At 38.9% G+C, this 25,597-nt stretch carries 22 protein-coding genes, 3 tRNA genes, 1 CRISPR repeat array and 1 riboswitch; of the genes, 6 read left to right on the top strand and 19 right to left on the bottom strand.

Annotated elements, in window-relative coordinates; all coding sequences use genetic code 11:
• Nucleotides 1-167 precede the first annotated feature (167 nt).
• Complete coding sequence (locus CCC71_RS04095) at nucleotides 168-794, bottom strand: trimeric intracellular cation channel family protein (RefSeq protein WP_021840639.1); 627 nt, start codon at nucleotides 792-794, stop codon at nucleotides 168-170.
• Between the two features lie 362 nt (nucleotides 795-1,156).
• Between CCC71_RS04095 and CCC71_RS04090 the strand changes: the two genes are divergently transcribed.
• Nucleotides 1,157-1,489 carry a hypothetical protein gene (locus tag CCC71_RS04090; protein WP_021840640.1) on the top strand — a complete coding sequence of 111 codons (333 nt, stop codon included), beginning with the start codon at nucleotides 1,157-1,159 and terminating at the stop codon, nucleotides 1,487-1,489.
• A gap of 48 nt (nucleotides 1,490-1,537) precedes the next feature.
• Here the strand turns inward: CCC71_RS04090 and CCC71_RS04085 are convergent.
• The 7 genes from CCC71_RS04085 to cas9 form a co-directional block, all read right to left on the bottom strand.
• A tRNA-Leu gene (locus CCC71_RS04085) sits at nucleotides 1,538-1,623 on the bottom strand.
• Nucleotides 1,624-1,640: 17 nt separating this feature from the next.
• A tRNA-Phe gene (locus CCC71_RS04080) sits at nucleotides 1,641-1,716 on the bottom strand.
• Between the two features lie 25 nt (nucleotides 1,717-1,741).
• Nucleotides 1,742-1,817: transfer RNA gene (locus CCC71_RS04075), tRNA-Asp, on the bottom strand.
• A 397-nt stretch (nucleotides 1,818-2,214) separates the two neighbouring features.
• Nucleotides 2,215-4,495: direct repeats of the CRISPR family, unit length 36 nt; unit sequence ATTGGAGACCAAACTAGTTTTACACTACTCTCAAAC.
• 88 nt (nucleotides 4,496-4,583) lie between these two features.
• On the bottom strand, nucleotides 4,584-5,258 hold the full coding sequence (gene csn2, locus CCC71_RS04070; protein WP_021841195.1) for a type II-A CRISPR-associated protein Csn2: 675 nt from the start codon (nucleotides 5,256-5,258) through the stop codon (nucleotides 4,584-4,586).
• Complete coding sequence (gene cas2 / locus CCC71_RS04065) at nucleotides 5,255-5,560, bottom strand: CRISPR-associated endonuclease Cas2 (protein WP_021841194.1); 306 nt, start codon at nucleotides 5,558-5,560, stop codon at nucleotides 5,255-5,257. Before cas2 ends, csn2 begins: the two co-directional genes overlap by 4 nt.
• Nucleotides 5,561-5,564: 4 nt before the next feature.
• Nucleotides 5,565-6,440, bottom strand: coding sequence for a type II CRISPR-associated endonuclease Cas1 (cas1, locus tag CCC71_RS04060; RefSeq protein WP_296333055.1), 876 nt, complete (start codon nucleotides 6,438-6,440; stop codon nucleotides 5,565-5,567).
• A gap of 29 nt (nucleotides 6,441-6,469) precedes the next feature.
• Nucleotides 6,470-10,495: a type II CRISPR RNA-guided endonuclease Cas9 gene (cas9, locus tag CCC71_RS04055; protein WP_021841192.1), complete on the bottom strand. Its 4,026-nt coding sequence runs from the start codon at nucleotides 10,493-10,495 to the stop codon at nucleotides 6,470-6,472.
• Between the two features lie 446 nt (nucleotides 10,496-10,941).
• Between cas9 and CCC71_RS04050 the strand changes: the two genes are divergently transcribed.
• Complete coding sequence (locus CCC71_RS04050) at nucleotides 10,942-11,370, top strand: PPC domain-containing DNA-binding protein (RefSeq protein ID WP_021841116.1); 429 nt, start codon at nucleotides 10,942-10,944, stop codon at nucleotides 11,368-11,370.
• A 159-nt stretch (nucleotides 11,371-11,529) separates the two neighbouring features.
• A complete protein-coding gene (locus CCC71_RS04045) occupies nucleotides 11,530-11,772 on the top strand; it encodes a hypothetical protein (protein ID WP_021841115.1) in 243 nt (80 codons plus the stop codon).
• A gap of 125 nt (nucleotides 11,773-11,897) precedes the next feature.
• Here the strand turns inward: CCC71_RS04045 and CCC71_RS04040 are convergent, their stop codons facing one another.
• On the bottom strand, nucleotides 11,898-12,833 hold the full coding sequence (locus CCC71_RS04040) for a hypothetical protein (protein ID WP_021841114.1): 936 nt from the start codon (nucleotides 12,831-12,833) through the stop codon (nucleotides 11,898-11,900).
• 221 nt (nucleotides 12,834-13,054) lie between these two features.
• On the bottom strand, nucleotides 13,055-13,798 hold the full coding sequence (locus CCC71_RS04035) for a helix-turn-helix domain-containing protein (protein WP_021841113.1): 744 nt from the start codon (nucleotides 13,796-13,798) through the stop codon (nucleotides 13,055-13,057).
• A gap of 381 nt (nucleotides 13,799-14,179) precedes the next feature.
• On the opposite strand from CCC71_RS04035, the gene CCC71_RS04030 reads away from it, so the two are divergent.
• From CCC71_RS04030 to CCC71_RS04020, 3 genes are all read left to right on the top strand, one after another.
• The gene (locus CCC71_RS04030; protein WP_021841112.1) at nucleotides 14,180-14,803 is read left to right on the top strand and encodes a site-2 protease family protein; all 624 of its coding nucleotides are present in this window, start codon (nucleotides 14,180-14,182) and stop codon (nucleotides 14,801-14,803) included.
• Nucleotides 14,804-14,866: 63 nt separating this feature from the next.
• Nucleotides 14,867-15,349: a low molecular weight protein-tyrosine-phosphatase gene (locus CCC71_RS04025; protein WP_021841111.1), complete on the top strand. Its 483-nt coding sequence runs from the start codon at nucleotides 14,867-14,869 to the stop codon at nucleotides 15,347-15,349.
• 147 nt (nucleotides 15,350-15,496) lie between these two features.
• Nucleotides 15,497-16,426: a HigA family addiction module antitoxin gene (locus tag CCC71_RS04020; protein WP_296333051.1), complete on the top strand. Its 930-nt coding sequence runs from the start codon at nucleotides 15,497-15,499 to the stop codon at nucleotides 16,424-16,426.
• A 50-nt stretch (nucleotides 16,427-16,476) separates the two neighbouring features.
• Here CCC71_RS04020 and CCC71_RS04015 read toward each other — a convergent pair whose 3' ends face one another.
• The 9 genes from CCC71_RS04015 to CCC71_RS03975 all read right to left on the bottom strand — a co-directional run bounded on the left by CCC71_RS04015 (nucleotide 16,477) and on the right by CCC71_RS03975 (nucleotide 25,487).
• Nucleotides 16,477-17,115, bottom strand: coding sequence for a bifunctional 2-keto-4-hydroxyglutarate aldolase/2-keto-3-deoxy-6-phosphogluconate aldolase (locus CCC71_RS04015; protein WP_021841109.1), 639 nt, complete (start codon nucleotides 17,113-17,115; stop codon nucleotides 16,477-16,479).
• Between the two features lie 123 nt (nucleotides 17,116-17,238).
• Nucleotides 17,239-18,189 carry a sugar kinase gene (locus CCC71_RS04010; protein ID WP_156704004.1) on the bottom strand — a complete coding sequence of 317 codons (951 nt, stop codon included), beginning with the start codon at nucleotides 18,187-18,189 and terminating at the stop codon, nucleotides 17,239-17,241.
• 42 nt (nucleotides 18,190-18,231) lie between these two features.
• Nucleotides 18,232-19,287, bottom strand: coding sequence for a LacI family DNA-binding transcriptional regulator (locus CCC71_RS04005; RefSeq protein WP_156704002.1), 1,056 nt, complete (start codon nucleotides 19,285-19,287; stop codon nucleotides 18,232-18,234).
• Between the two features lie 394 nt (nucleotides 19,288-19,681).
• The gene (gene tnpA, locus CCC71_RS04000) at nucleotides 19,682-20,146 is read right to left on the bottom strand and encodes an IS200/IS605 family transposase (protein ID WP_156703932.1); all 465 of its coding nucleotides are present in this window, start codon (nucleotides 20,144-20,146) and stop codon (nucleotides 19,682-19,684) included.
• Nucleotides 20,147-20,363: 217 nt separating this feature from the next.
• Nucleotides 20,364-20,690: a branched-chain amino acid transporter permease gene (locus CCC71_RS03995; protein WP_021841106.1), complete on the bottom strand. Its 327-nt coding sequence runs from the start codon at nucleotides 20,688-20,690 to the stop codon at nucleotides 20,364-20,366.
• Nucleotides 20,687-21,496, bottom strand: coding sequence for an AzlC family ABC transporter permease (locus CCC71_RS03990; RefSeq protein WP_296333048.1), 810 nt, complete (start codon nucleotides 21,494-21,496; stop codon nucleotides 20,687-20,689). Before CCC71_RS03990 ends, CCC71_RS03995 begins: the two co-directional genes overlap by 4 nt.
• Nucleotides 21,486-22,631 carry a 5-methyltetrahydropteroyltriglutamate--homocysteine S-methyltransferase gene (locus CCC71_RS03985; protein WP_021841104.1) on the bottom strand — a complete coding sequence of 382 codons (1,146 nt, stop codon included), beginning with the start codon at nucleotides 22,629-22,631 and terminating at the stop codon, nucleotides 21,486-21,488. The genes CCC71_RS03990 and CCC71_RS03985 overlap by 11 nt, the downstream gene beginning before the upstream one ends.
• 67 nt (nucleotides 22,632-22,698) lie before the next feature.
• A riboswitch (SAM riboswitch) is annotated at nucleotides 22,699-22,808 on the bottom strand.
• A 211-nt stretch (nucleotides 22,809-23,019) separates the two neighbouring features.
• A complete protein-coding gene (locus tag CCC71_RS03980; protein ID WP_156703997.1) occupies nucleotides 23,020-24,462 on the bottom strand; it encodes a [FeFe] hydrogenase, group A in 1,443 nt (480 codons plus the stop codon).
• A gap of 353 nt (nucleotides 24,463-24,815) precedes the next feature.
• A complete protein-coding gene (locus tag CCC71_RS03975; RefSeq protein WP_156703995.1) occupies nucleotides 24,816-25,487 on the bottom strand; it encodes a hypothetical protein in 672 nt (223 codons plus the stop codon).
• Between the last annotated feature and the right edge of the window lie 110 nt (nucleotides 25,488-25,597).

Raw genomic sequence — 25,597 nt, 5'->3', positions numbered from 1 at the left:
TACACTCACTCCTTCTTCTTAGCTTTACTTGATTTTTTTATAAAATGTAATTGACTTATATTAACATAATAAACATCGATTTTCATCGAAATTCTTGTAATCTCTAGTATTATATCATATTTTGTGTTAATTAAACATATAGAACTAAGTTAATATGTGACCCTATTTTATTTAATGCGCGGCAAGCTCCAATTATACCGAATGGCCAGCGTACGAATAACAACTACAATGACAAACGCACTGTACGACGCCATTTGCCACATGCCTCCGTAGTAAAACGCACAATACACGATACCGCCGATAATGGCCGGCAAGGCATACACTTCTTCACGCAGCACCGACGGTACGCGCTGTGCCAAGATATCACGGATTACCCCGCCACCTACGGCCGTCAACAAACCTAAGATAACGCTCAAAACCGGCATATCCGGATAGTTGTACACGCCGATGCCGGCGCCGGTAACCGTAAAGGATGCAAGCCCCAACGTATCGGCTGCCAAATACATCCGGCGAACCCAACGAGTCCCGATGTAATGATCGCTGCGTGAGCGATAAATAAGGAACATAATAAAGGTTACCGCAATGACCGTTCCCACATAAATGCCGGTGCGAAGCGAATTTGGCGGAATATTACCCACAATTAAATCACGCATAATACCGCCACCAATGGCCGTAGCCAAAGCTAAAACAAGCATGCCGAAAATATCCATACGCCGCCCGATGCCTACAAGCGTCCCCGAAACGGCAAAGGCAATGGTGCCCACCATGTCAAAAATAAGCCATAATAATTCCAAGATGTTTACTCCTTAATTCCTTGTAATTTACAAACAACATGAAATAATGGTCTCTTTGTCTCAAATATATCACTTTATTATAGCACAATACGGTGTTTAAAGTCCCCTATATACGGATAGTAAAATAAGAATTAATCAGCTACCGTTGTTGTAAATAATTACCATTTTTTCATATGATTACTGTATAATAGAATTAAGTTTTGATATTTGTTTTCAAAGTAAAAAACAAACGATTAAAACATAAAATTTAGTTACATTATAAAAATAGAAAAGACCTCCGAAAGTATATTTCGAAGGCTCGTTTATATCTTTGAAGTTTATTCAGAATTGCAGGTTCTATATCTGTATTTGTGGAGGTTTTTATGAAAAAGATGCTAATGGCCCTTTCGGGGTTACTATTAATCAGTTCTACAACAGTCTTTGCAGAATTGCAAACGCAAGTAATTCGCCATCCTGACGGCAGCGCAACCATCAATCAGTGGGATCCTGATGATGGTTATTCGTATAGTGAAGATGTACCTGCAAATCGTGAAATCATTATCCCACGTAAAAAAATCATCATGACTCCGGAAGAAGCTGATGAGTTGCGTAATTCGTATGTCAATGATGCCGTACGCAGTTGGCAGGAGAAAAATGTGATTATTAATGTCAACGAATCTAAAGACGAACAAAAGAAATCTACAAACAAAAAATAAACAAAAAGAGCGCCCTGCGAAATCTCGCAAGGCGCTTATTTACTGATATGGTGCGGTTGATGGGACTTGAACCCATACGAGCGTAAGCTCACCACCCCCTCAAGATGGCGTGTCTGCCATTCCACCACAACCGCATGGAATTGTTATTAAATGGTGCCTCAGGACAGAATCGAACTGTCGACACAAGGATTTTCAGTCCTTTGCTCTACCGACTGAGCTACCGAGGCAAATATTTTTTTGAGGCAAAAAAAATGGCGACCCCGATCAGATTTGAACTGACGATCTTCGCCGTGACAGGGCGACATGTTAACCGCTACACCACGGGGCCGCAATACCGTTGTTTCAGGTACTTAAATATAATAGCACGATTTTAATTTGTGTGCAAGAGGCAAAATGAATTTTTTTACATTTTTTTGTGAGGAATATTAGAAAACGAGATATTGTATAGAGATAAGTACGAATAAAGCACACTTATCCCTATACACTAATTAGACCACTCTAGCTCTACACTACTCTCAAACGCCACTACTAGACTTACATACTTTACAGCATCAAATAACACGATAGTATATACAACTATTAAAATTGGCTCTTTTACAGAAAAGCCGAAATAAAGCTTATAAATGATACTCTCATACGCACAAAACTGATGATATATGAATGTACAATTTTGATTAAATCAGTATAAAAAGAGAGGATATTTCATACTATTTATTGACAAATGAATAGTAAACCAAACTAGTTTTACACTACTCTCAAACATTTGTCATAACGTTCCGTTAGCGCGTACGATTGGAGACCAAACTAGTTTTACACTACTCTCAAACGTCATTGTTATACATTACAGCATATGCCGGATTGGAGACCAAACTAGTTTTACACTACTCTCAAACATCATCTTTAGTTCATCATCGTTAAAGAAAATTGGAGACCAAACTAGTTTTACACTACTCTCAAACTATTGATGCGGCCAACGCATCACGAGCGACATTGGAGACCAAACTAGTTTTACACTACTCTCAAACTATATTATATCCTTGCCGCCAAAAATTGGCATTGGAGACCAAACTAGTTTTACACTACTCTCAAACGTAGTATTTCGCGCCGAATCCTGCCGACCTATTGGAGACCAAACTAGTTTTACACTACTCTCAAACACCCAAAGGTCACTAGCAAATCATCAGCCAATTGGAGACCAAACTAGTTTTACACTACTCTCAAACAAGGCTATTGACTATGGTAAAGAGCATATCATTGGAGACCAAACTAGTTTTACACTACTCTCAAACTGGAGGCTCGGGTAGTATTATATGTTTGGTATTGGAGACCAAACTAGTTTTACACTACTCTCAAACCACTTGCTTGTGTGTTCATACTTCTCACCTATTGGAGACCAAACTAGTTTTACACTACTCTCAAACGATGTCGTCTACAAGCCGTAGTTCGATAGTATTGGAGACCAAACTAGTTTTACACTACTCTCAAACATTACATTTTCCATAGCTCACCCTCCTTTTATTGGAGACCAAACTAGTTTTACACTACTCTCAAACTACGTACGTAACAACTCAAATATCATTCAAATTGGAGACCAAACTAGTTTTACACTACTCTCAAACATGGTCACACCTTAAACTAGAATTTAATTCATTGGAGACCAAACTAGTTTTACACTACTCTCAAACTACGCCCCTTTTTATTTCCTGAGTAAATTAATTGGAGACCAAACTAGTTTTACACTACTCTCAAACGTCACTCTGGTTTCTTCTAAAATTCGCTCAATTGGAGACCAAACTAGTTTTACACTACTCTCAAACCTGTCTATATCAAAGAACATGATGAAACTAATTGGAGACCAAACTAGTTTTACACTACTCTCAAACTAGGTAGTCCTATTCAGTGCTTGCGAGCGCATTGGAGACCAAACTAGTTTTACACTACTCTCAAACGAAGAGGCACGAGAACACCTGGCAATGTGGATTGGAGACCAAACTAGTTTTACACTACTCTCAAACTAATGGGTGTCCCATTTAACAATAATCGATAATTGGAGACCAAACTAGTTTTACACTACTCTCAAACGTGGATTTCTTTTCAGTATCTCCGAGTGGTATTGGAGACCAAACTAGTTTTACACTACTCTCAAACTTTAATTAAATCTTCCATTCATGGCCACATATTGGAGACCAAACTAGTTTTACACTACTCTCAAACCTACCGCTGAGTTGATACATGATATAACGTATTGGAGACCAAACTAGTTTTACACTACTCTCAAACTACGGATATAACATAAAATTACAATTAAGGATTGGAGACCAAACTAGTTTTACACTACTCTCAAACGTAAGGTCTTCCGATGCATCCCACCAACAAATTGGAGACCAAACTAGTTTTACACTACTCTCAAACTCCAGGTGTTGCCTAACATGTTCTATTAAGATTGGAGACCAAACTAGTTTTACACTACTCTCAAACTAGCATTAAGGTATTACTAAAGGTAGTATAATTGGAGACCAAACTAGTTTTACACTACTCTCAAACAGAGTGTCCGTAATTTTACGAGCTACATACATTGGAGACCAAACTAGTTTTACACTACTCTCAAACTCCATTTATATTCTCCTTTGTCTAATCATAATTGGAGACCAAACTAGTTTTACACTACTCTCAAACTAATTTCAAATAATAGTGTTAAGACAAACAATTGGAGACCAAACTAGTTTTACACTACTCTCAAACCTTGCTAATTTACCGCTTAACCGTAGCTGCATTGGAGACCAAACTAGTTTTACACTACTCTCAAACCACCTTCATAATGTGCATTTATTACATCATATTGGAGACCAAACTAGTTTTACACTACTCTCAAACTACAACCCTTTTATTTCCTGAGTAAATTACATTGGAGACCAAACTAGTTTTACACTACTCTCAAACGGTACTCATCTGAAATGTTATCTAATTCAAATTGGAGACCAAACTAGTTTTACACTACTCTCAAACCCCAAATTGCATTTTTACCCAAAATGCTGAATTTAAAGATTTGAGAGATTTTTCAGCTTACGAGGCAGGTGTAATTCTAGTCAGTCAGTTAAAACACGCATAAATCCTTATCTAAAGTATATAATACTTCTAATTCTTGAACAACTGAAATCTCTTCCGCATCACTACCTTCTATACAAAAAACAGGTATTTTTTTACACAAAATTGTCTCAAAAAATAATTCCAATTCACTATTTGTCATAAATTTACGCAGATTGAGCATAACTAATAACTTTGGCCGGATCAAATCCACGACTACTTCAATAAAACTAATCACTTTACCAATATCATCAAATTCATCATCGCAAATCATAAAATTCCCCAACTTTACAATATCCTGTGCAGTTATGAGATTATTATAGGTTACATCAAGGCTTAAACTCCCCTCTAAAGCCATAAACAGTTCTTGAATCTTTTGATTGATTTCAAATAAAAGTCCTACATCTTCCGTCGCAATAGAAGTTAATCGTTGATTTAACTTAGTTAACAACGTTTTATTATTTACATCTAAATCAAAGAAATCACTAATGATATAACAATCTTTCTTGATGTCCAATAATTTATTGGATTCTGATAAGGTCCACTGCGTATCTTCCCCTTTAGTGGCCTTAATAAATTCACATGCAAGTGAGCGAAATAATTTTCGGTTTTCTATAACTAATGTAGTAATAGAATTGGCAGAAAAATCCAGCTCTACGTCTAAAGATAAATAAGTTAGCTTCATAATATCAATAACCTATCTGTTGAATTTACAACTTCCGTAGTCACTTCACCAACGAGTGTTTCCATTTTAGAAAACTGTTTTTCCGTTATAACAAGCATTTGTACTAAACCTTCAGGCGGTTTTTGCCATCGCACATAAGTCATAACTTTGTTAGCTTCAGTTTGGTTTAAAACTAATTTTGCATAAATCGACTCTTGCATCATATAAAAGCCGGTGGAGAGCAGAAACTTCCGAAATGTTCTGTATGCCTTTCTATCTGCTGACGTTGCCACCGGCAAATCAAACATAACTAGTACTCTCATATATCTATAGCTCATACTCCACTAACCTTATTAAATTAACATCATTTTCATTCAATGCATCAAATATACTCTTACAATATATTTTTATCGCAGCACTTAAGTATTGGCGATTTCCATCAATTTTAACTTGTTTATTTAATAAGTCAATTAATTCTAATCGCTCTTTACGTGTGAAATTGCTATGTTTTAATCCCACAACATATTTATCTACAATCCCCCTGAGCGGTTCTATTACATCACAGCTTAAATTGAACGGGTTATATTGATTACAATGATTTATACCAAATTGAGTCAAATATCCCATGGCTACGATTTCCCGATTAATAGCAGATAACAAAATAGTATAGCCATAATCCAAGGCCGCATTAATATTAGAGGCATCATCTCGCGTAAAAAGCTTGCCAAATAGGCTGTTAAAATATACTTTTGCCGCATGACCTTCTCTGTGAGATTCATCATTAAACATCATATCGGACACATACGATTCTATGAGACTATATTCTTCTTTTTTTAACCTCTTTAGTAGTTTAGCCTGATTATTTATTCTTTCACGTACCAATACAGTCCAAACAGCTTGCTTTGTTCTTTCATCCCAAGCAATTTGATCTCGACAGCATTTACTTGTATTGTGACTACCATATAAAGCGACTAGTTCACTGGCCGGATTAAATTTCTCATCACAAAATACCACTTTCACTTTAGCCTTAGTCAATTGGTTGAGCAAGGCGGCGGTCAAACTGACCGCCGTTGAAGCTATTATCAATACTTGCATTTCACTTACATAGACTCGCTCACAACCAACATCTTTACGAATTACCATGTAATTCATTTTAAAATCTAATTTCGCACGACTATCTACTACAACAATGCGCCACCCCATATATTAACTCCTTACTTGCTCAATAATGGCTAAATAATTCGTATTTCTTTTTCTTGCAGACCTGTTACAGATTGAGTTATAATTGTAAATTCACTTAAACCGGTTATATTCATTCCTAATGTACTTCTTGAAGCCGATACACCAATAGGTTTAAGTGCATAGGTCGTTTTTTGTTGAGTCAACAAGTTTAAGATTTCCATCAGCATTTTGCACTGTTCTATTAATGTCATCGCAATAAATGCTGTAATTGTAGTCTCTTTTTCTAACTCATTCTCTCTATTAGTTTTTAATCCAACAAATGCAGGCTGTTTCATTTTTTCTGTTAACGCTTTATAAATAATCATATTAAACTCAGGACTCACCTGATCAGGTTGAGGCTTATAATTTCCGTTCTCTGCCACTCTGGCAATATATTTTTCAACAGCTTTTATTTTTTTTGCAATATTGTCTGGCAGTACTAAAGATATAGCTGAATCAATATATAAACTATTATTGGTTTTGCCACCTAAATAATACATAACACCATTAATTCGAACCAAAGAATTCATACATAGCTTTTTATAAACCAACTCTACCCTATCAAACTTTTGCTTATTCATAATTTCTTCGCCATAAGCAACATAATCTTCCTTAGAGTTTAACGTACCTGCTTTTAATACAGGAATAGAAATAATGTGAGTTTCAAATTCTTCAGAGTTCTTCTTATAGAAACGGAAAATACTGTAGTAAGCAATTTTTATACTTGTAAACCCACCGTATTTTTTAACATCACTTAAAATTGCATCACTTGATTTTAACGGCACATAGCTTTCGGATTTAGTTACACTTGCTTTATAAATAGTAGCATCATATAGAGCTCCTGTTTGTTCAACTAGCATCCTAGTTACTTGTACATCATTATTGCGCATCATTTTTTTAACCAAATTATTATCGGTTTTAGGATTCCAAATCTCTTTATTGCCTACTTGCAATAGATAATCAAACATATGGTTCAAACTATATGGACGTTTTTTATCAGATCTTGCATTTTTAATAAAGTTACGAGGATTATTTGTAAACTTTTCATGGTAAACATTACCTACCACAATGTTTAGGTAAGCATCTTTTGCATGATGATGAGCATTTAAACTGCGTAATTTAACAAATTCTCTTTCTTGGCGAAAATCTGATACATTTTCAGCTTTAACATAGCAGATGGTTGTATCCGGATATAAACGTTTCAACAAATTAGTAACCGCTTTAACCGATTGATTAGTTTCTACTAATTGGCGATTAACAAAATCTGCCAATTCATCAGCTGTCAACGGAGTCGTGCGAACCAGTCTTTCATATTTTCGTTCGCTGATTAAACCTTGTTCTAATAATTGCTTCCATAGGCTAATACATCTATCTTGTGTATCTTTTTCAATCGGGTAGATATCTTTCTTTTCACGATTAAGCTCTGCTTTAACTAATACCAAATTATCCCAACTATTATCCTTAGTTACACTACGAGGATAAATATGATCAATATCGTATTTAGACGTAAACAAGTCACCGATACTTGTTATTTTTTCGCCCGAATACATACAGCGACCTTGTTGAGTGTAGTACAAAAATAACTTTTTAGAATTAAAGTCGCCTGCATCACGCTGTTTAATTTCTTCTGTCCAATTACGTCCTTCATCCTTAATTGTTTTATATAATTGTAATAAGCGTTCTTTTCTTGAATCAGTTTTTTTCTTTTCTGCTCGATTTGTTCGGGCAACTTCCACAAATACTTTCTTAGGTACACTACCGCGTAATTTTGTAATTTCATCTAAAATGCGTAATGTCTGCCAAACAGAACGCTTTACTGCCGGTGAAATGTATAAATCATCAACTAGCTTATAGTCTACTATATCTGTTGGCTCCGTACGTTCTTTGTTAAACTCTTCTATCGCAGCTAAATATGTATTATGCGAACTTAAAACTTCCATCAAATTCAATGGTTGTTGTTCCATGCATTCCAAAATACTGCACTCAGGATTATCACCCGCTACGCCTTTAATACCTTTTAAAAGCGTGGCTGATAAACGACCCCAGTCACGATACTGAAGTTTTAGAATCTGCTTTTTCTGAGTATCACTTAAATCATCACCAAATTCTATTTCTAAGGTACTTAATAATACTTTTTTAGCTTCACCAAATAAAGTCACATACCGAATAATCCGTTCCGCCATTGTTTCATCAAAACCATCACCTAGTATGCGAACCATATCGCGATACGATTTTAAATCGCTCTTAATATCTACATCTAAGCCTGTAAGGGCACCTTTTCCATCTGTTCCACCCAAATGTTTCAAAAATTCCCTAATACGCTTTTCAGTCATTTTTCTGTGTTCTTTTTCAAAACAATCTTTTATAAATGATTGCTTCGTTTCATAAGACAATGGTTTACCGTCATAGCGTAAATTATTAAGCTCATTAAGCAAAGAAAATTTCGAATACGCCAAGGAGTATTTAGGCAAAACATCTTCACCGATTAAATAGGTACATTTATTAGTTAAATTCTCAATAAAAGCGGTAGCCGAAGCACTAATATCTACTTTATCTTCAAAGTTCCAAGGGTATACTTTCCCCGGGGCCTTTCGAACAACCCAAGCGAACCCATTGTCTCTATCCTTATGTGCAGGATTTAAAGGTCCTACAAAGTAAGGAATACGGAATGTCAATAATTTTAATATTTTTTGTGCTATTGTAAAGCCCGAGCCATCAGCTTTGTTCAAAAATGGATATTTTTCACTTGATACATTCAAAATCTGTTCTAATTCTTCTTCATGAATCTGATACGGAATAACCCCATTTTCACGAACACGTAACAAAGGCAAAAAGCTGTCTAACTCCATTAATTGTACAATTTCTGCTTTATTTTCATTATCCGAAATATCTTTTATTGTTTGTTTTAAAAATTTATAGAACTCATCACGGGAACAACGTTTATTGAATTCACTTTTACCTATATAGGTAATGTAGTTGTTTAAGTTCTTCTCATCATCACGTAAAACCCGGTTATATAAAGCCTTATTACTTTTTAGTAAGTCTTTTAAACTTTCTAAGTGTTCATGATGTTTTTCAAATGTTTCAACTTTTGCTTCAGATAAGTACTTTCCATCCGGCTTAATATTTGATAACAACAATGTATCATATAAAGTCTTACAACCATCTAAAGCAAATAGACTCTCCCCTAAATAAGGTTCATATTTATCTCGTTCTTCCCAATATTCTTTTCCTGAAAATTCTACCGTTCTAATTTCTGAATCTAATTCTTTATATTCAGGTTCATTAAATAAATCGTCTAAATTAGCTTTTAGCCCCAATACTAAGCTCGCAAATGCTTTAGCCTGTTTTCTATATAGTTTATCTGTTGCCAATTCACTAATTTGTTTGGCAATATCACTACGTGTAATCCCTTTATTGGTTAATAGTTTTACTAATGCTGTATCATCAATATGTTGTTTTAGACCGCTAAATTCATTACAAGCTAATACTCGTTGTAATATATCAGTAAGACCACCTGTGGTTTTAAATGTTTCACCTTCATGTAAGAAATTACCACGATATTTTATGATATGATGAATTGCTAAAAATAATAAACGAACATCTTTAGCGGGTGCTTTCATTAAAGCTACTCTCAGATGATAAATTGTTGGATAGTCTATATGATAATCTTCATCGGTAAACTCTTTATCATTAAATAAAAAATATGGGCCTGAAACGGTTTTATGCTCTTGTCGGTACTGACTTTCGTGTAAGCGTTGATAAAAGGCTTTATCAACTTTTGAGATTTCTTCAGCAAACAAGTCTTCCAAAATCATCAACCGATCATTACGTCGATTCAATCGACGACGCCCTGCACGATGAACCCGACGTTCCTCTGCCGTTTTTCCTTCTTCAAATAAACGACTCCCCCACATTCGATGATTTTTTGCGCGTAATATCTCATACTTTTCATTGGTAACTGCCCATCCCACTGAATTTGTTCCAATATCTAAACCTACAAAATAATCCCCTGTTTTTTTGTTTTGAAACCTCATAATACTCCTCCTAAAATTTTTACACTATTTAAAATTACATATTACCAGTCACTCTATTCAATTTTTAATTTTATAATTGACAAATTTTATTTTTACACTTATTATAAAGATGTACTAGTTGAGACCAAACTAGTTTTACACTACGAGTTCAAATAAAGATTTATCGACATTGCCTTCGGGCGGCTCGGCGTGAGCCATTTATATGAACCTTACTCGACTCCTCGGAGTCGAGTTTTTTATTACCCTTTTTGATTCATTCATACTGTCTCATCTCCAATACTGCACTTACTCAAAGAATAATTTTAACTTATATTCGGAATTATATTTCTATTTACACATATTAAGCATTACTAATTTGATTATAAACCGTCTTTCATTAGAATACAATTTGATATTTCAAAATTACATTAATTTTTATCTTTATTCGAGAAAAAGGAGTCTTTACAATGCAATACAAACGTCTTGGCAACACTCACATCGCCTTCCGCCTTAATCCGGGCGAAGAATTAGTCAGTTCAATCGAAACTATTGCCCGCAAGGAAGGTGTCACTTCAGCTATGATTCAAGGCTTAGGTGCCACCAACGATATCGTACTCGAAACCTATCATGCTGATGAAAAGAAGTATTATCACCATCGCTTAACCGGTGATTTTGAAATCACCTCCATCACCGGCACTATCGATCAGCTTAACGATGATTACTATGCACACTTACATATCACAATCGCCGACCAAGAAGGTAATTCTCATGGTGGTCATTTGACCAGTGCCGTAATTAGTGTAACTGCTGAAATGATTCTAACTTTGCTTCCTGAAGATATTCACCGTGGCTACGACAAGGACGCTGATTTAAATTTATGGCAATTAGATAAGTAAGGCAGCTAATATCTCTGCAATAAATTAACCGATAGAGCTGAAATATGTCAGTAAATACGCTTGTTTTTACAAAACGAAAAATAAATCGATTTTTTTGAATTTATTTACTGCATTGAGGCCTCTCCCTATGTTATAATCAACACATAAGGAGGTATCACTATGATCCAAGAAAACTTAATTGAAATGATTAGCTCATACTTCAAACTCGACGAAGAAAAATTCAAAAATGTAGTAAATAATATTGACGGCATGAACATCAACAGTGTTGATGATATTAAAAACCTCAACTCCGACCAGTTACAAACTTTGTTTGCCAGTCTTAAAGATGCCTATGGCGAACTTAATGCTAACGAATCTGTCAAAGCCGGTTTGAATGCCATTGCCGGTAAATTTTTCAAATAAGTAAAATAACGCTGCGACCTACTTAACAGTAGTGCGAATCAGCAACAAAGCAGTTTAAAACAAACAAGGCGGTTATGCAATTTCGAAATTGCATAACCGCCTTTTAGTTACTAAATATTATTTAATTATTGACCGGTATACACGTTAAACAACTCTTCCATGTTAACTAAACCGTGTGGCGCCGGACTTACCAAGTACAAGCTGACTACTGCCAAGATTGTAACGGCAATAGCTGCATAAGAGAATGTGCCGCGTTGGCTAAATTCATACATGCCGAACAAACGCATGCCGATAGCGGCACCAACAGCTGCCACCAAGGCTTCCATAGAGAATAAGAAGTCGGATGCGAAAAGTGCCAATACACCTACGAAGGCAGCTACAAAATAAATTACCGGAATCATTACGTCCTGTTTGCTTGGGAAGGATCGACGCAATGCTTTGGCATATATGGAAATATCCAAACCGAACAAGCCTAAGAACAACAATAGGAAATTCCAAATAACCGACCACGTGCCACGGAACGCATCGCGATGTTTACTTGCATACCAAGTGAAAGCGGTTAAGCCCAAAATACCAAGACCTACTAAGATAAAGTAGTAATCAACCGGTAATAAGCGAACGGCGAATACACCGACCAAGCACCATACGGCGGCAGTCACAACACTGAGAATTACGCCTTTGAGCTCCGGCTTTTCATTGGCCGGTAAACGGTTGTACATGCTCATGGCCAATTCGGCAATAAAGCAGAAAATAAAGAAAGCAATGGCAGCCGGTGGCATAATAAAGGACAACACAACGGAACCTACGAGGGGAATCGCCAAACGCCAACCTTTAAACAATACGAGGTTTTTTATATTCAAGCGAAAATCCTGAGTCTCCGAGGTAAACCCGTTATACACCGCAAAAGTAAGCATAAATGATACTAATTCTGCCGGTGTAGCACCCCAAATTAATAATGTCGGTACTACGATAAACGATAAGGCCACACCGGTGAAACGTGAAACAACAGCCGCACAAAATCCGGCGGTCAAATAAGGCAACAGTGCAAGAACAATCTCCATGATTAACTCCATTCTACTAAGTTTAATTGAAAAAACGTTTCTTTCATACACTCTAGTATAACGAATTCAGGCCTTATAATGCAACACTTCGCCCTATTAATCCCACCTATTATTCTTACAATTATTTGATAGCTTACAGCCCTTTCTTACGTTTTTTCTTTCAGACTTTTCTTACGAACCGACTTACATTATTTTCTTTCGGCCTTTTCTTACCAACTTGCTTACGACCTTTTCTTATACCCTTGCCATGCGTCCAATCGCCGTCGCACCGCCGAATAGGAACATCCCAATTGGTCTGCAATCTGCATCGGACTATGCCCTTCCTGATAGCGCCTGCACACCTCAAACATGTCTAGGGCCAAATTATTTCCCCGCAAGCGAACGCCTTCTTCTTTTAACCGTTCCGCTACGGTAGCCGGTTTCACGTCATACAGGGCCGCCAATTCCGTCGTCGACATATGGCGTTGCTCATATAAGTAGGCCAATTCCTTAACATTTAAATACACTCGTTTATTGCTGTGGCGAATCTCAATGCCGCTATTACGCAGCGTTTTCAAAACGGTCCAACGAGACATGCGAAGGTGCTGTGCTATCCAGCCGGCGCTTTGCCCGCTGTTATACAAACTGATAATTTGGCGTTTCACAGAAGGTGTAGGCTCTCTAAAATCCGACTTCTTGTTCATTAACAGTCCCATTTCATGTAAACGGGCCGCTACGGTTGTATGGGAACATTGATAGCGAACTGCCAATTGCTTAACCCCAAGGCCGACGTTTTGATATAAGTGAGCCAATTCCGCTTCCGGCAATTGCTTGCGTCGCGTCCGCACCGGAATTTGATACACATGCAAACGACGAACCACCGTATCTTGACTACACCCCAATTGCTTGGCTATTTCCCAAGTCGACAACTTTTCTTCCGTATATAAACGGTTTAACAATTTCATTGGAATTACGACTTTTGCCATAGATCCATCTCCCCTATAAAATACACTAACTTTTCCGTCTGTCCCCTATTTTTATCCAGATAATTCAAGCGCGTTCTCCCAAAGCCTCATTCATCTTTTAACACTACCTCCATTATAAAAACCACGACGGCAAGGAGCAAGCCATCGACTCATACCATTGGTGCGCATCCGCACTGTCAGTATGAGACTCACACCATTGGTGCGCATCGTCAGTATGAAGCTCATACCAATAATGTGCATCCTATGAAAACGTCCCTATCTTTTTACAAGCCCCTTCTCTTTCGAACCCACCAATTTAAGAAATTATGGGTGATTTTTTTGCTTACATCGATAATTTACGGTATACTATAAATTACATTACATCATACAAAGGAGCTGACTATGTTTAACTTTAATCTATTAAGTATTGTAGCCGCTTTACCGGCTATCATCATTGCCATGGCCATGCACGAGTATGCGCATGCCAAAGTAGCCGACGCGTTGGGCGATGATACGCCGCGCCGTACGGGACGACTCACCATGAATCCCTTCGCTCATATCGATTTACTCGGCATGTTGATGCTTTTGCTCTTGCATTTCGGTTGGGCAAAACCGGTTATGATCAACCCGGCTAATTTTAAAAATAAAAAACGCGATGACACCCTCGTTTCGCTCGCCGGTCCGGCAGCCAACCTAGTCATTGCCTTTATATCCGCGTTCGTGCTGTTTTTCATCAATAACCACGGCATCGACGTATCTTCCGGACTTTACACGGTAATCTCGCTCATGGTAATCATTAACATCAACTTTGCCTTGTTCAATTTGATTCCCATTCCGCCTCTTGATGGAGCGCACATTGTTTCCAACATGCTCTCTCCATACTGGCAGATGAAATATTGGCAATGGGCCCGTTACGGCTTTTTGATGCTAATCTTGCTCATTTACACGCCGTTCCTGACCTGGGTGTTGATTCCGCTGCAACAAATGATTCTAAGTTTGTTTGCTATGATTCTCCAGTTCGTCTAAAACGATTTAGTGCCTATGTAGCACGCCACTTTGTTTATAGTATTTATTGTAAAAAGGGCGCTTATGAAAACACTGAAAAAACCAATCCACGTGCAGTTCGTCTGCCACGGCAATATTTGTCGTTCACCAATGGCTGAATTTGTTTTCAAAGATTTAGTCACAAAGGCAAATCTGAACGAGTATTTTAAAATCGACTCCACTGCCACCAGCCGCGAAGAAATCGGGAACGACACTCATCACGGAACAAAAAGTAAACTCCGTGCCCTCAATATCCCCTTTACACCACGAGCCGCTCGACAAGTGACCAAAGCAGATTACAATTCGGCAGATTATCTTATCATCATGGACGAAAACAATCGTCGCAATTTGAGTCGCGTAATCGGCCCGGACGCGGACGGTAAAGTAAAGAAAATGCTTTCTTTCGTCGGCGAATCACGAGATGTTAAAGATCCATGGTACACCGGCAACTTTGACGAAACCTATGATGACATCAGTAAAGGCTGCGAGGCGTTGTTGGCGGAAATTAGAAAGCAGTATAACATTTAAAACTAGCTCATCTAAGTGCTTACTTAGATGAGCTTTTTCATTTAAACAATCACCTATATATTTAAAAAACATTGACATTTGTGTTATATAGAATTAAAATTAAAATACTAGTTAGGTAATTTGTTTTTAAAGAGGTCAGCAAACATTATGAATAATTACATAGAGTACAATAATAAAATGGCCTTCCATCCGGGCTACTATATACAAGAATTAGTTGAGGATAGTGGTCTTACCCAAGAAGATTTTGCCAAACGCTTGGATACGACACCTAAGAACCTTAGTCTTTTAATCAGAGGCGAACAAAATTTATCTATAGATATTGCTGTAAAATTAGCTCGGCTGTTCAACAACAGCATTGAGTTTTGGCTAAATTTACAAGCAACTTATGATGCTGCCTTAGCTGAAATAAAATCATCCGAAGAACTTGAAAAAGAGCGTCAAATATTTAAATTCATTAATTACAAATATTTTGTAAAATACTTTGATTTACCCCAAAATTCAAAAAATATAGATCTGCAAATTAAAACATTACGTAATTTTCTTCAACTTTCTACCCTATTACTACTTACAAAAAAGGATCTAATAAGCAAATTTAGAGATTCGACTGATAACTTGCCCCTGAATCAAGTGATTATGGCTAATGCAATGTTACAAGTAGGTATAAATCAGGCATTACAAATTGAAGCTGTTAATTTTAACAAAACTAAATTCAAGAAGTCTATTAACTTTGTAGATATTTTGTACGCGGATAATAAATTAAATTTCAATCTTTTAAAGAAGGAATACGCTGATTATTACGATAATATTGATGACACCTTATTAAACTCAGGTGTTATTTTAACAAAAATACCTGCTATGCCCGGTACAAACTTCCGTAGTGCTACTAAAAAACTAGGTTCCAATATTATGTTATTAATTAATGATACCAATACTAAATCAGCCAACACATTAGATACTATATTTGCCGAAATGACTAATATTGCCACCGGCAACTATGGTATTACGTTAAATAATTTAATACAAAAAAATCCTCGAAGTTTACCGGAGAATGTCACAACCAATAAGTTTATGAACTAATTCTCAATTCACTTCGAGGATTTCTTTATATTCTTCAAACCTTATCTAGCTTATTTTCTGGCTTCTGCCACCGCAACAACGAATTTTTTAGCTGTTTCGGTAATTTCAGTCAAAGATTTTCCGCCACCGGTCAACGCGCCGCCTGCCCCGACAGCAACAGCACCGGCTTTAAACCATTCGGCTACATTATCAATGCTTACGCCGCCGGTAGGCATCATTTGAGCTTGTGGCAATGGGCCTTTTACAGCTTTAATGAATTTGCTGCCCACAACTTCGCCAGGGAATACTTTAACAATATCGGCACCCAATTCCAAGGCTTGGATTACACCTTGAATAGTTGTAGTACCCGGCATGCAAGCTACACGATAACGATTACATAATTTGATGGTAGCTTCATCAAATGCAGGGGAAACAACAAAAGCAGCCCCATTTAAAATAGCCATGCGAGCTGTTTCCGCATCAAGCACGGTACCGGCACCAATAACAACTTGTGCATTATCTTTGTATTTTTCAGACAAAGTCAAAATGGCTTCATGCGCACGTGGCGTGGTGAAAGCTACTTCGATAGCCGTTACACCACCGGCAATGCAGGCTTCAGAAATCTGAACTGCTTCATCCGGCGTATTACCGCGAATAACGGCAACAACGCCTATTTTTTTTACTGTTTCAATAACTTGTAATTTGTCCATGATAAAATCCTCCTAATATATCCATTACTTTATTTTTTATGTCACTATACCTAATATTAAACACCGTGCAATGCGTGTAAGCGCTTACTTTTTAAGTTATAGGTTAGGTATATAAACTACATTTTATTCACTTAACTTAGCACTCTTTTGATACGTCGCCAATTGTTCCGGTGTAGGCAATCCTTCATTATCTCCTTCCACCTGCACCTGAAGTGCACCAATCGCTGCTCCGCGGCGAACCGAATCCGCCCAACTGAGTCCTTCCAAGCGGCCGCTGATAGTGCCCACCGCAAAACCGTCACCGGCTCCAACCGTATCGACTACCTGTTCCACCACATACGCCGGTGCATAGAAGGCTTCCGCTTCTGTTTTAACAAAAGAACCTTTAGTTCCCAATTTAATAACTACTGCTTTGGCTCCTTGTTTGAGATAGAAGTCCGCAATGGCTTCCGGTGTATCAAAACCAGTCAAAATTTTCCCTTCACCAAAGCCGGGTAACACAATATCCGCTAACGATGCCAAGTAGTTGATTGTTTCACGCATAGCTTCTTCGGAAGGCCATAAAGCAGGACGAAGGTTGGTATCAAAGGAAACCTGACCCCCATGTGCTTTAGCAGCTTTCATCATGGCTATGGATGTTTCGCGGCAACTATCCGACAACGCCGCCGGAATACCGGTAACATGTAAATGATCATATTTATCCCAAGCAACTGTATCAACGATAGCCGGTTCCATATACGAGAACGCTGTGAAACGCCGGAAATTAACAACCTCCGGATCGCCTTCCAACGTTTTTGCTTTAAGTTGCATGCCCGTTCGATTCACCTCATCGAGCGTAACATAGTCCGTATTAATATGCTGTTCTTTTAAAAAGTCCAAAATATGTTGACCAAACGGATCATTGCCGACACGGCTGATATACGACATATCATGTCCTAAGCGACTCATACCGACTGAAAAATTCACCTCCGCACCGCACACATAGCGGTGAAACGTGGTTACATCTTTAAGTGCCTTCGGCTCCGTTGCCACCATGAGCCCCATAGGCTCACCAAATGTTAAAACTCTTGCCACCCTCCATACCTCCTAAATATATTTTTAAAATGCCAATATCTCTTACAGGGAGTCGCGCTCCACAATTTTGCCCGACAAAATAATATGTTGCTTCGCCATAGACGTACTACCTGAAGCCTCCGATGTCACTAAATCCTCAGACGCTTTAAGACTAGCCGAAACCCTCAGCAGCAATAGACGTGCACATTCACTGCCTATTTGATGCGACGGTAATTCTATTACCGATATGCCCGGTCCGATACTATCCATCCACGGCCAATTATCATAACTGAAAAGTCCCACATCATCAGGGCTCCGTAATTTATTGCGCCTTAATAAATAGGCCATATCACTAAGTACAACACCATTACCGGCAAATAAAGCCAGCTTTTCACCGGCATCACGGGCCGCTGCCAAGGCAGAAAGAATCGCCGTTTTGAGAGACTCTTTATCTGCCTTAGTATATTCCAACGTCATAGCTTGGCGATTTGTTAAGGCTTCATACTGTGTCGAAAACTCATCAAATCGTTCACGCCGAATTCCATTGGTTCCAATTTGCCGCGTAGCAAAAAGAATGCGTTCATACCCCTTACTTAACAATAAGTCCAAACTATCCTTCGTCACCTGCTTCGTATCGACAGACACTATGTCACATTCACAGCCTTCAACCGGTCTATCTGCCAACACAATGGGCACCATGGTACGATTCACTTCGTTCAAATATGAAACATTCGCGCCGGTTGCATTGATAACAAGACCGTCCACACCTTGCGCAATCATCGACTGAATATAGCGTTTTTCCTTATCCGGATCATCACCGGCATCAGCCAATAGCACGGTAAAGCCATGTTGTTCGCAATACTCCGAAATACCGGTGTAAAGGATGGCCGAGAACGGGTTTGAAATATCTGATACGATAACACCAATCATATGACTTTGTTGCAACCGCAAACTGCGAGCCATGCGATTCGGTTTATATTCAATATCCTTGATGACTTCACTGATACGTTTACGTGTTTCTTCGGACATGAATTCATATTTCCCGTTTAAAAAGCGTGAAATTGTGGTTTTTGAAAAACCTGTTCGAGCTGCCACATCAGCGATTGTTACCTTTCCCATACAGCACCTCCCTACGCTAAAATCAATTTTTTAAGTCTCGTTCTAAGCTATGTATTCAATCACGTTCTAATTTATGCTTTAATTAACAGTCTACTTTGTTTTTATTTCACGAAATCGATTTACGAAATCGATTTCTAAACTTGTTATACTCATAATACATCATCAGAAATCGTTTGTAAAACCCTTTAACAATACTTTATAGTCATAGAACTGTCGCAATATGTAGCCTATTTATATTTTTCACAACAAATCATAACCACCCGTAGAACGGGTGGTTTGCTCTGACCCTATAAGGGTCTTTCTCTAGTGGTTGCCCTCTAAAGAGGGCTTTGAGTAATCTGACAACCACTCTATTACCACTGGCTGCCCCCTACTCGGGGGCTTTTATTTTTGCCTACTTTACCTGCTCACCCGTGAACGGGTCCATATATTCTTTAAAATTTAACGTATCTTGAGCTATATCTTCTTGTAATTGATTGCGAATATACTCCTTTATCGCTCCTTCGTATCTGCCTACCGTATCCACATAATATCCTCTACACCAAAAATGTCGATTCCCATACTTATATTTTAAATTAGCATGTTTATCGAATATCATGAGGCTACTTTTACTCTTTAAATACCCCATAAAACTTGATACACTTAAATGTGGAGGTATAGTAACGAGCATATGTATATGATCGGGGCAGCACTCCGCCTCTATAATCTCCACATTCTTTCTTGTACATAAATCTCTTAATATTTTCCCTATATCAACTTTTATTCGCCCATATATAACTTGTCGTCTATACTTAGGTGCAAAGACAATATGGTATTTACATCTCCATTTACTATGTGATAAGCTTTTTACGTCATTCATTGACATTGAACCTCCTAAGTTGAAATGTTGTGGTTGCCAGACCAACTTCATTGTATCATTAGGAGGTTCTTTCCTTTTCTATAAGAATTTTTTACCGACCCCCAGTTTAACTGGGGGTTTTGTCATGCCTATTCGGCGTACAAAAAGCCCGACTCTTCCCTTAATTATAGAAAGAGTCGGACTATATCCGATTTACATACTAAACTATATAATCAACCTAAAATATCTCCTGCACCAAGAACATGTACACAATGGTGCCTACGGCAATGCTAAGCAATAAATTGCGCCGCCAATAGTGAACGGCCGCCAATATTACCAAAGCAATGGCCTCCGGAATGCCGTTCGGCGCTACCGAGAGCGATACATCCTTTAACGAATACACCACCAAGAGCCCCATAACGGCGGCCGGCAACATATCGCCTAAGTACGTCACGATGGCCGGCGGTTTTTCCGACTTGGCAAAAACGACAAACGAAATAAAACGCGTAGCCATCGTACCAAGGACGACGGCGCCAATGGTAATCGTCATTTCCCAAGCTGTCATGAAGCCGTCCCCCCTTCATCTGCTAAATCCGTTTCTTTTTTACCCTTAAACTTATACAGTAAACTGAAGATAACTACCATGAGGGCCATGGCCGGCAGCATAAATACATCCGGCCCCAAGACAATACGCATCAAGAACGACACGCCGAGACCGATACAGCCGGGCAGTAAATTTTTGCCCTTTAACAGGATATCCAGGAATATAACCGCAAACAAGGCCGCTAGAACAAACTCAATACCTTTTAAGTTTAAGGTAATGAATTGACTGCCTATGGAGCCCATGGCCACGCCGAGCACCCAATAGACAAAGTTCAGCCACGTCACATGAAGATAAAACCAGCCTCTATCCACATTATCCGGCAAATTTACGGTCGCGTTGAGGGCAAACGACTCATCACACATGCCGAAAATAAGGGGATATTTTTTCCACCCCTGTGAAGTATAGCGGGTTAACATGGTCAACCCGTAAAAAATGTGACGTCCGTTAACCATAAAGGCCAGAATAAACGCCCCCAACGGATCAAAGGGAGCGGTCAATAAGGCGACGGTCACAAACTCCATAGAGCCTGCAAAGATGGTCGCGCTCATAATAATCGGCAAATACCAAGGCAGGCCCTGTCCTACGGCAAAGAGGCCGTAGGAGATGCCCAGAAATAAGAAGCCCGCACAAATCGGCACGGTTAAGGGAAAAGCGTAGCGAAACGCCTCCCGCCCCGCACTCTTGTCATGGCTCTTCTTACTACCATCGGGTGAAGTGGCAGCTTCAGTCGAAATATTATTTACATTGCGACTTTCATCATTCTTCATAGGGCCCCCAAGCCTTTTCAGCAACTCGTTTAATGAGTGCCAACTTAGCAAATTGTTCTTCTTCGGTTAAATTATTGCCTTCTTCCGTAGAGGCAAAACCACATTGCGGGCTCAAAGCCAATTGGTCTTTTGGCACATACAAGCTGGCTTCTTCAATACGAGCCAATAGGTCTTCTTCTTTTTCAAGTTCAGGGAACTTGGAAGTAACGAGTCCTAATACGACCTTCTGATTTTTTATAAAACGAAGCGGTGAAAACCCGCCGGCACGGTCGGAATCGTATTCCAAGAAGAAACCGTCAATGTTACAATGACCGAACAGTGTTTCCGCCACCGGTTCATAGCCCCCCGATGAGAACCAAGTGGAACGGAAGTTACCGCGGCAAATATGCATAGTTACAGCTAAATCGTCCGGTTTACCTTCCAAGGCATAATTAATTACTTCTACATATTTTTTAGCAATATGATTTAAATCTAAACCACGGGCCGCATATTCTTTGCGTTTTGTTTCATCGCAGAATTCACCCCAAGAAGTGTCATCCAACTGAAGATAACGACAACCGGCATCATAGAATGCCTTAATCGCCTTACGATAGGCTTTGGCAATGGCTTCAAATAAAGCCTCTTCATTTTTATACTGCGCAATAGGTTCATAATGTTCTTCGCGAACACAGCAAATCAAATGGAGCATGGATGGCGACGGAATCGTAAATTTAGCAACCGCTCTATCACCGGCCGTGGCTTTTACGAATTTAAAATCTTCCAAAAACGGATGGTTATCCGGGAAGTCGATATCGCCTACAATTTTAAGAGTGGCCGCTTTAGGCTGATGGCCTTTAAAAGCTACGGACCAATGGTCCGCTTTAATACGTTCAACGCCCACCAATTGTTCCAAGAAATCTAAATGCCAGTACGCACGGCGAAATTCACCATCTGTTACAGCTTTAAGACCTACGTTAACTTCTTTATCGATTAAGTCGCGAATGGCTTCATCTTCTACCTTACGAAGTTCCGCTTTACCAAGAGTCCCCGCTTCTACTTCTTGGCGCGCTTTTTTTACAGATTCAGGTCGTAAAAAACTCCCCACAACATCATAGCGGAACGGACCTTTCCCAATTGTCTGCTTTGCATTACTCATATTCTCAATCTCCTCTCAAAAGTGGCAGCTAATAAAAAAAGTCGTCAACAAATGACGACCTACTGTCTTATCATCTGCCGGTTACCCGTTGGACTTAGCACCTTGCCTCTTGCATATGCATCAAGCAGGTTGCCGCAGCATCACCGGGCCAAATCCCTCAGCTGCTCTGGATGATTCTATAAAATTATAGCTACCTGGGGGTAAAACATTACCCTTTCGATGTATATTATAATACTTCAATCAGAGATACATGTCAACTGTAGTTATACAAAAAGAGCATCAAATACTGTGATTGTCACAAGCATTCGATGCTCTATGATTCGCTAATCGGAATATTCGTTTATCTCGTTATCGAAATAAACGTTTATTCAATTCTCAGCCTATCCTCTTATTCAGGTTTCTTGAATTTAGGGGATGTTGGGCAAGTTTCAGGCGTTACATCTTTACGTACACCAAGATCGCTACTGCGGTCGGTGAAATGAGTGTGTAACAACTGTTCGGACAATTCGCCCAATGGTTTATCAAAGAATTCAGTGTAAATTGCTTTGATTTCAGGGTTTTCATAGCTGGAACGAAGTTTCATGTTGGAATCCATATCATAGATACCTTTGATACGAGCTTCACGAACTTTGTTAGCTACCGGCATTTTAACGCGTGGCTGACCGCCGCCACCGATACAACCGCCAGGGCAAGCCATCATTTCAACGAAATCGTATTTTTTACCATTAGCTTTCATGTCGTCCAAGAATGTACGGATATTTTTACCACCATGAACAACTGCTAATTTTAATTTTTTGTCGCCAATTTCAACTTCCGCTTCGCGAACGCCTTCCATACCGCGAACTTCCTGCAAGTTAGTGTAACGTTCAGGAGTTGGTTCTTCACCGGTAATGAATTTGTAAGCACTACGAACAGCTGCTTCCATAACACCGCCGGTATTACAGAAGATTACGGAGCCACCGGTTTCAGCACCGATGTATTTATCCATCTGAGATTCTTCTACCTGAGTGAAGTCGATACCGGATTCACGAATCCATTTACCGAATTCACGAGTCGTAATACAGTAATCGGTATCACGAAGCTCTTCTTTTTCCCAGTATGCAGCGGATTTATTCTGTTCAGGACGACGAATTTCGAATTTCTTAGCCGTACAAGGAGCCACGCTCACGGATACGATTTTCTCAGGATCGATATTCATCTTCTTAGCGAAATATGTTTTAATAACAGCTGCTTCCATAGCGATACAGCTGCGAGTTGTAGAAATGTTTGGTAAATATTCAGGATAGTAAGTTTCGCAGAATTTTACCCATGCCGGGCAGCAGCTTGTAAACTGTGGCAATTCACCATGACCGTTTACAACGCGTTCGATTAATTCGCTGGCTTCTTCCATAATAGTTAAGTCGGCACCAAAGTTGGTATCTACTACATAGTCGGCACCAAGTTGACGCAATGCACCAATCATTTTGCCTTCTAAAACGGAACCCGGTTCATAACCGAATTCTTCACCGATACCTACACGTACAGCCGGTGCAGTTTGGATAACAACGATTTTATCAGGATCGGCGATAGCTGCTTTTACTTCGTCCAGTTCGGAACGTTCGTTCATGGAATCGAATGGGCAAGCGGCTGCGCACTGACCGCAATGAACACAAATCGGTTCATCACCGGTAGATTCTAAATCGTAGTAGTCAAGTACACCCATAACGTCAGCACAAGCACGACGGCATAATGTACAGTTTTTACATTTAGTTAAATCATGAATGATTGCAGGATTGTTCTCTGAAATCGGAACACGACGATCAATATGTTGGAATCGACTTTCGAAACTCATAGTTTTGCACCTCACACAAATAATACTAGTTATGTATTCAATATAATCCAACCTCTGTTGGAACCGACATCGACCAAAATTGTATGGTTGTGAGTGATGTCTCTTTGTAGTATAGCAAATTAAATCTCCTGTTTTCAAATAGGAATTAGATTATCATTGTGCATTATTACTATGCAAAAAGTATGATAATACCGCCTTTTTTAGAGGATTTAAAAAATCAAAAAACAGCCTTCGAACAAAGGCTGTTTTTATAAATTTTGTTGCATTAGTTTACTACTTGTGTCTACTCGATACGCACTTTCAACTATTTACAATACGATGTCATCAAATAACCCCTTAGGCAAGAAACGGTCTTACCGATGCAAAGTAAACTGAGCCAATGAGTACAGTGTCTTGCCTTTAATCACGCAAGCTTCTACGTCTGTTCTAATCAACTCTTTTACCTTGAAAACAAGCGCTATGGCCGACCAATAGCTGCATAATTCCGCCATTTCTTCCAAGTTTTGATGATACGCAGACCATAAGGAAACCATATTTTTTTCAAATAATGTTTCACCTAATACGAGTCCCCCTATAAAAATAGCGAGGTAGCTAAGAAGCGTGCGATCACTAAGATGCTCTTTATATAAAGTAACTAATAAAGAGCGTCCTCGCCACACAGCAATACAGAACAAAATTGCCATGGCACTTAAAAACCAAGGTACGTAGGCGCCAAACCATACTTCATGTATTCCCGGAAATTCCGGTCCGGTGGCCGTCCATGCCATCGGATAGAAAACACGACCCCAACTCAATTCACGACCCAGTGCCACTAAAAATAATACCGCCGCACTCAGCCAAAGCCACCGCGTAGAGCGAGCTCCTGACATTGACCACTTAACCGTCATTACAAAGCCCCCTAATAATATGAGCGCCTCTATATTTTCAATCCAATTATTTTCCCAAAAAGCCCAATCGGGTAAAAGTAAGGCTAACGGCCAAACGGCTATTAGCAGCACTATGCTTACTTTGTTAATTATTTTCACTCTATTACCTCCGTATCTGCTTGTAAGTTCACTTTTCGTATATCTTGTGAGTTCTCTTTTTCGTACATGATATATATATTATTAATTTCATTATTTAGAATGTTCATACA

This window comes from Veillonella sp. LMAG:90 (assembly GCF_008679445.1).
GTDB lineage: Bacteria > Bacillota > Negativicutes > Veillonellales > Veillonellaceae > Veillonella_A.
Note: the sequence above shows the minus strand (reverse complement) of the source record. Positions and strands in the feature narration are given on the sequence as shown.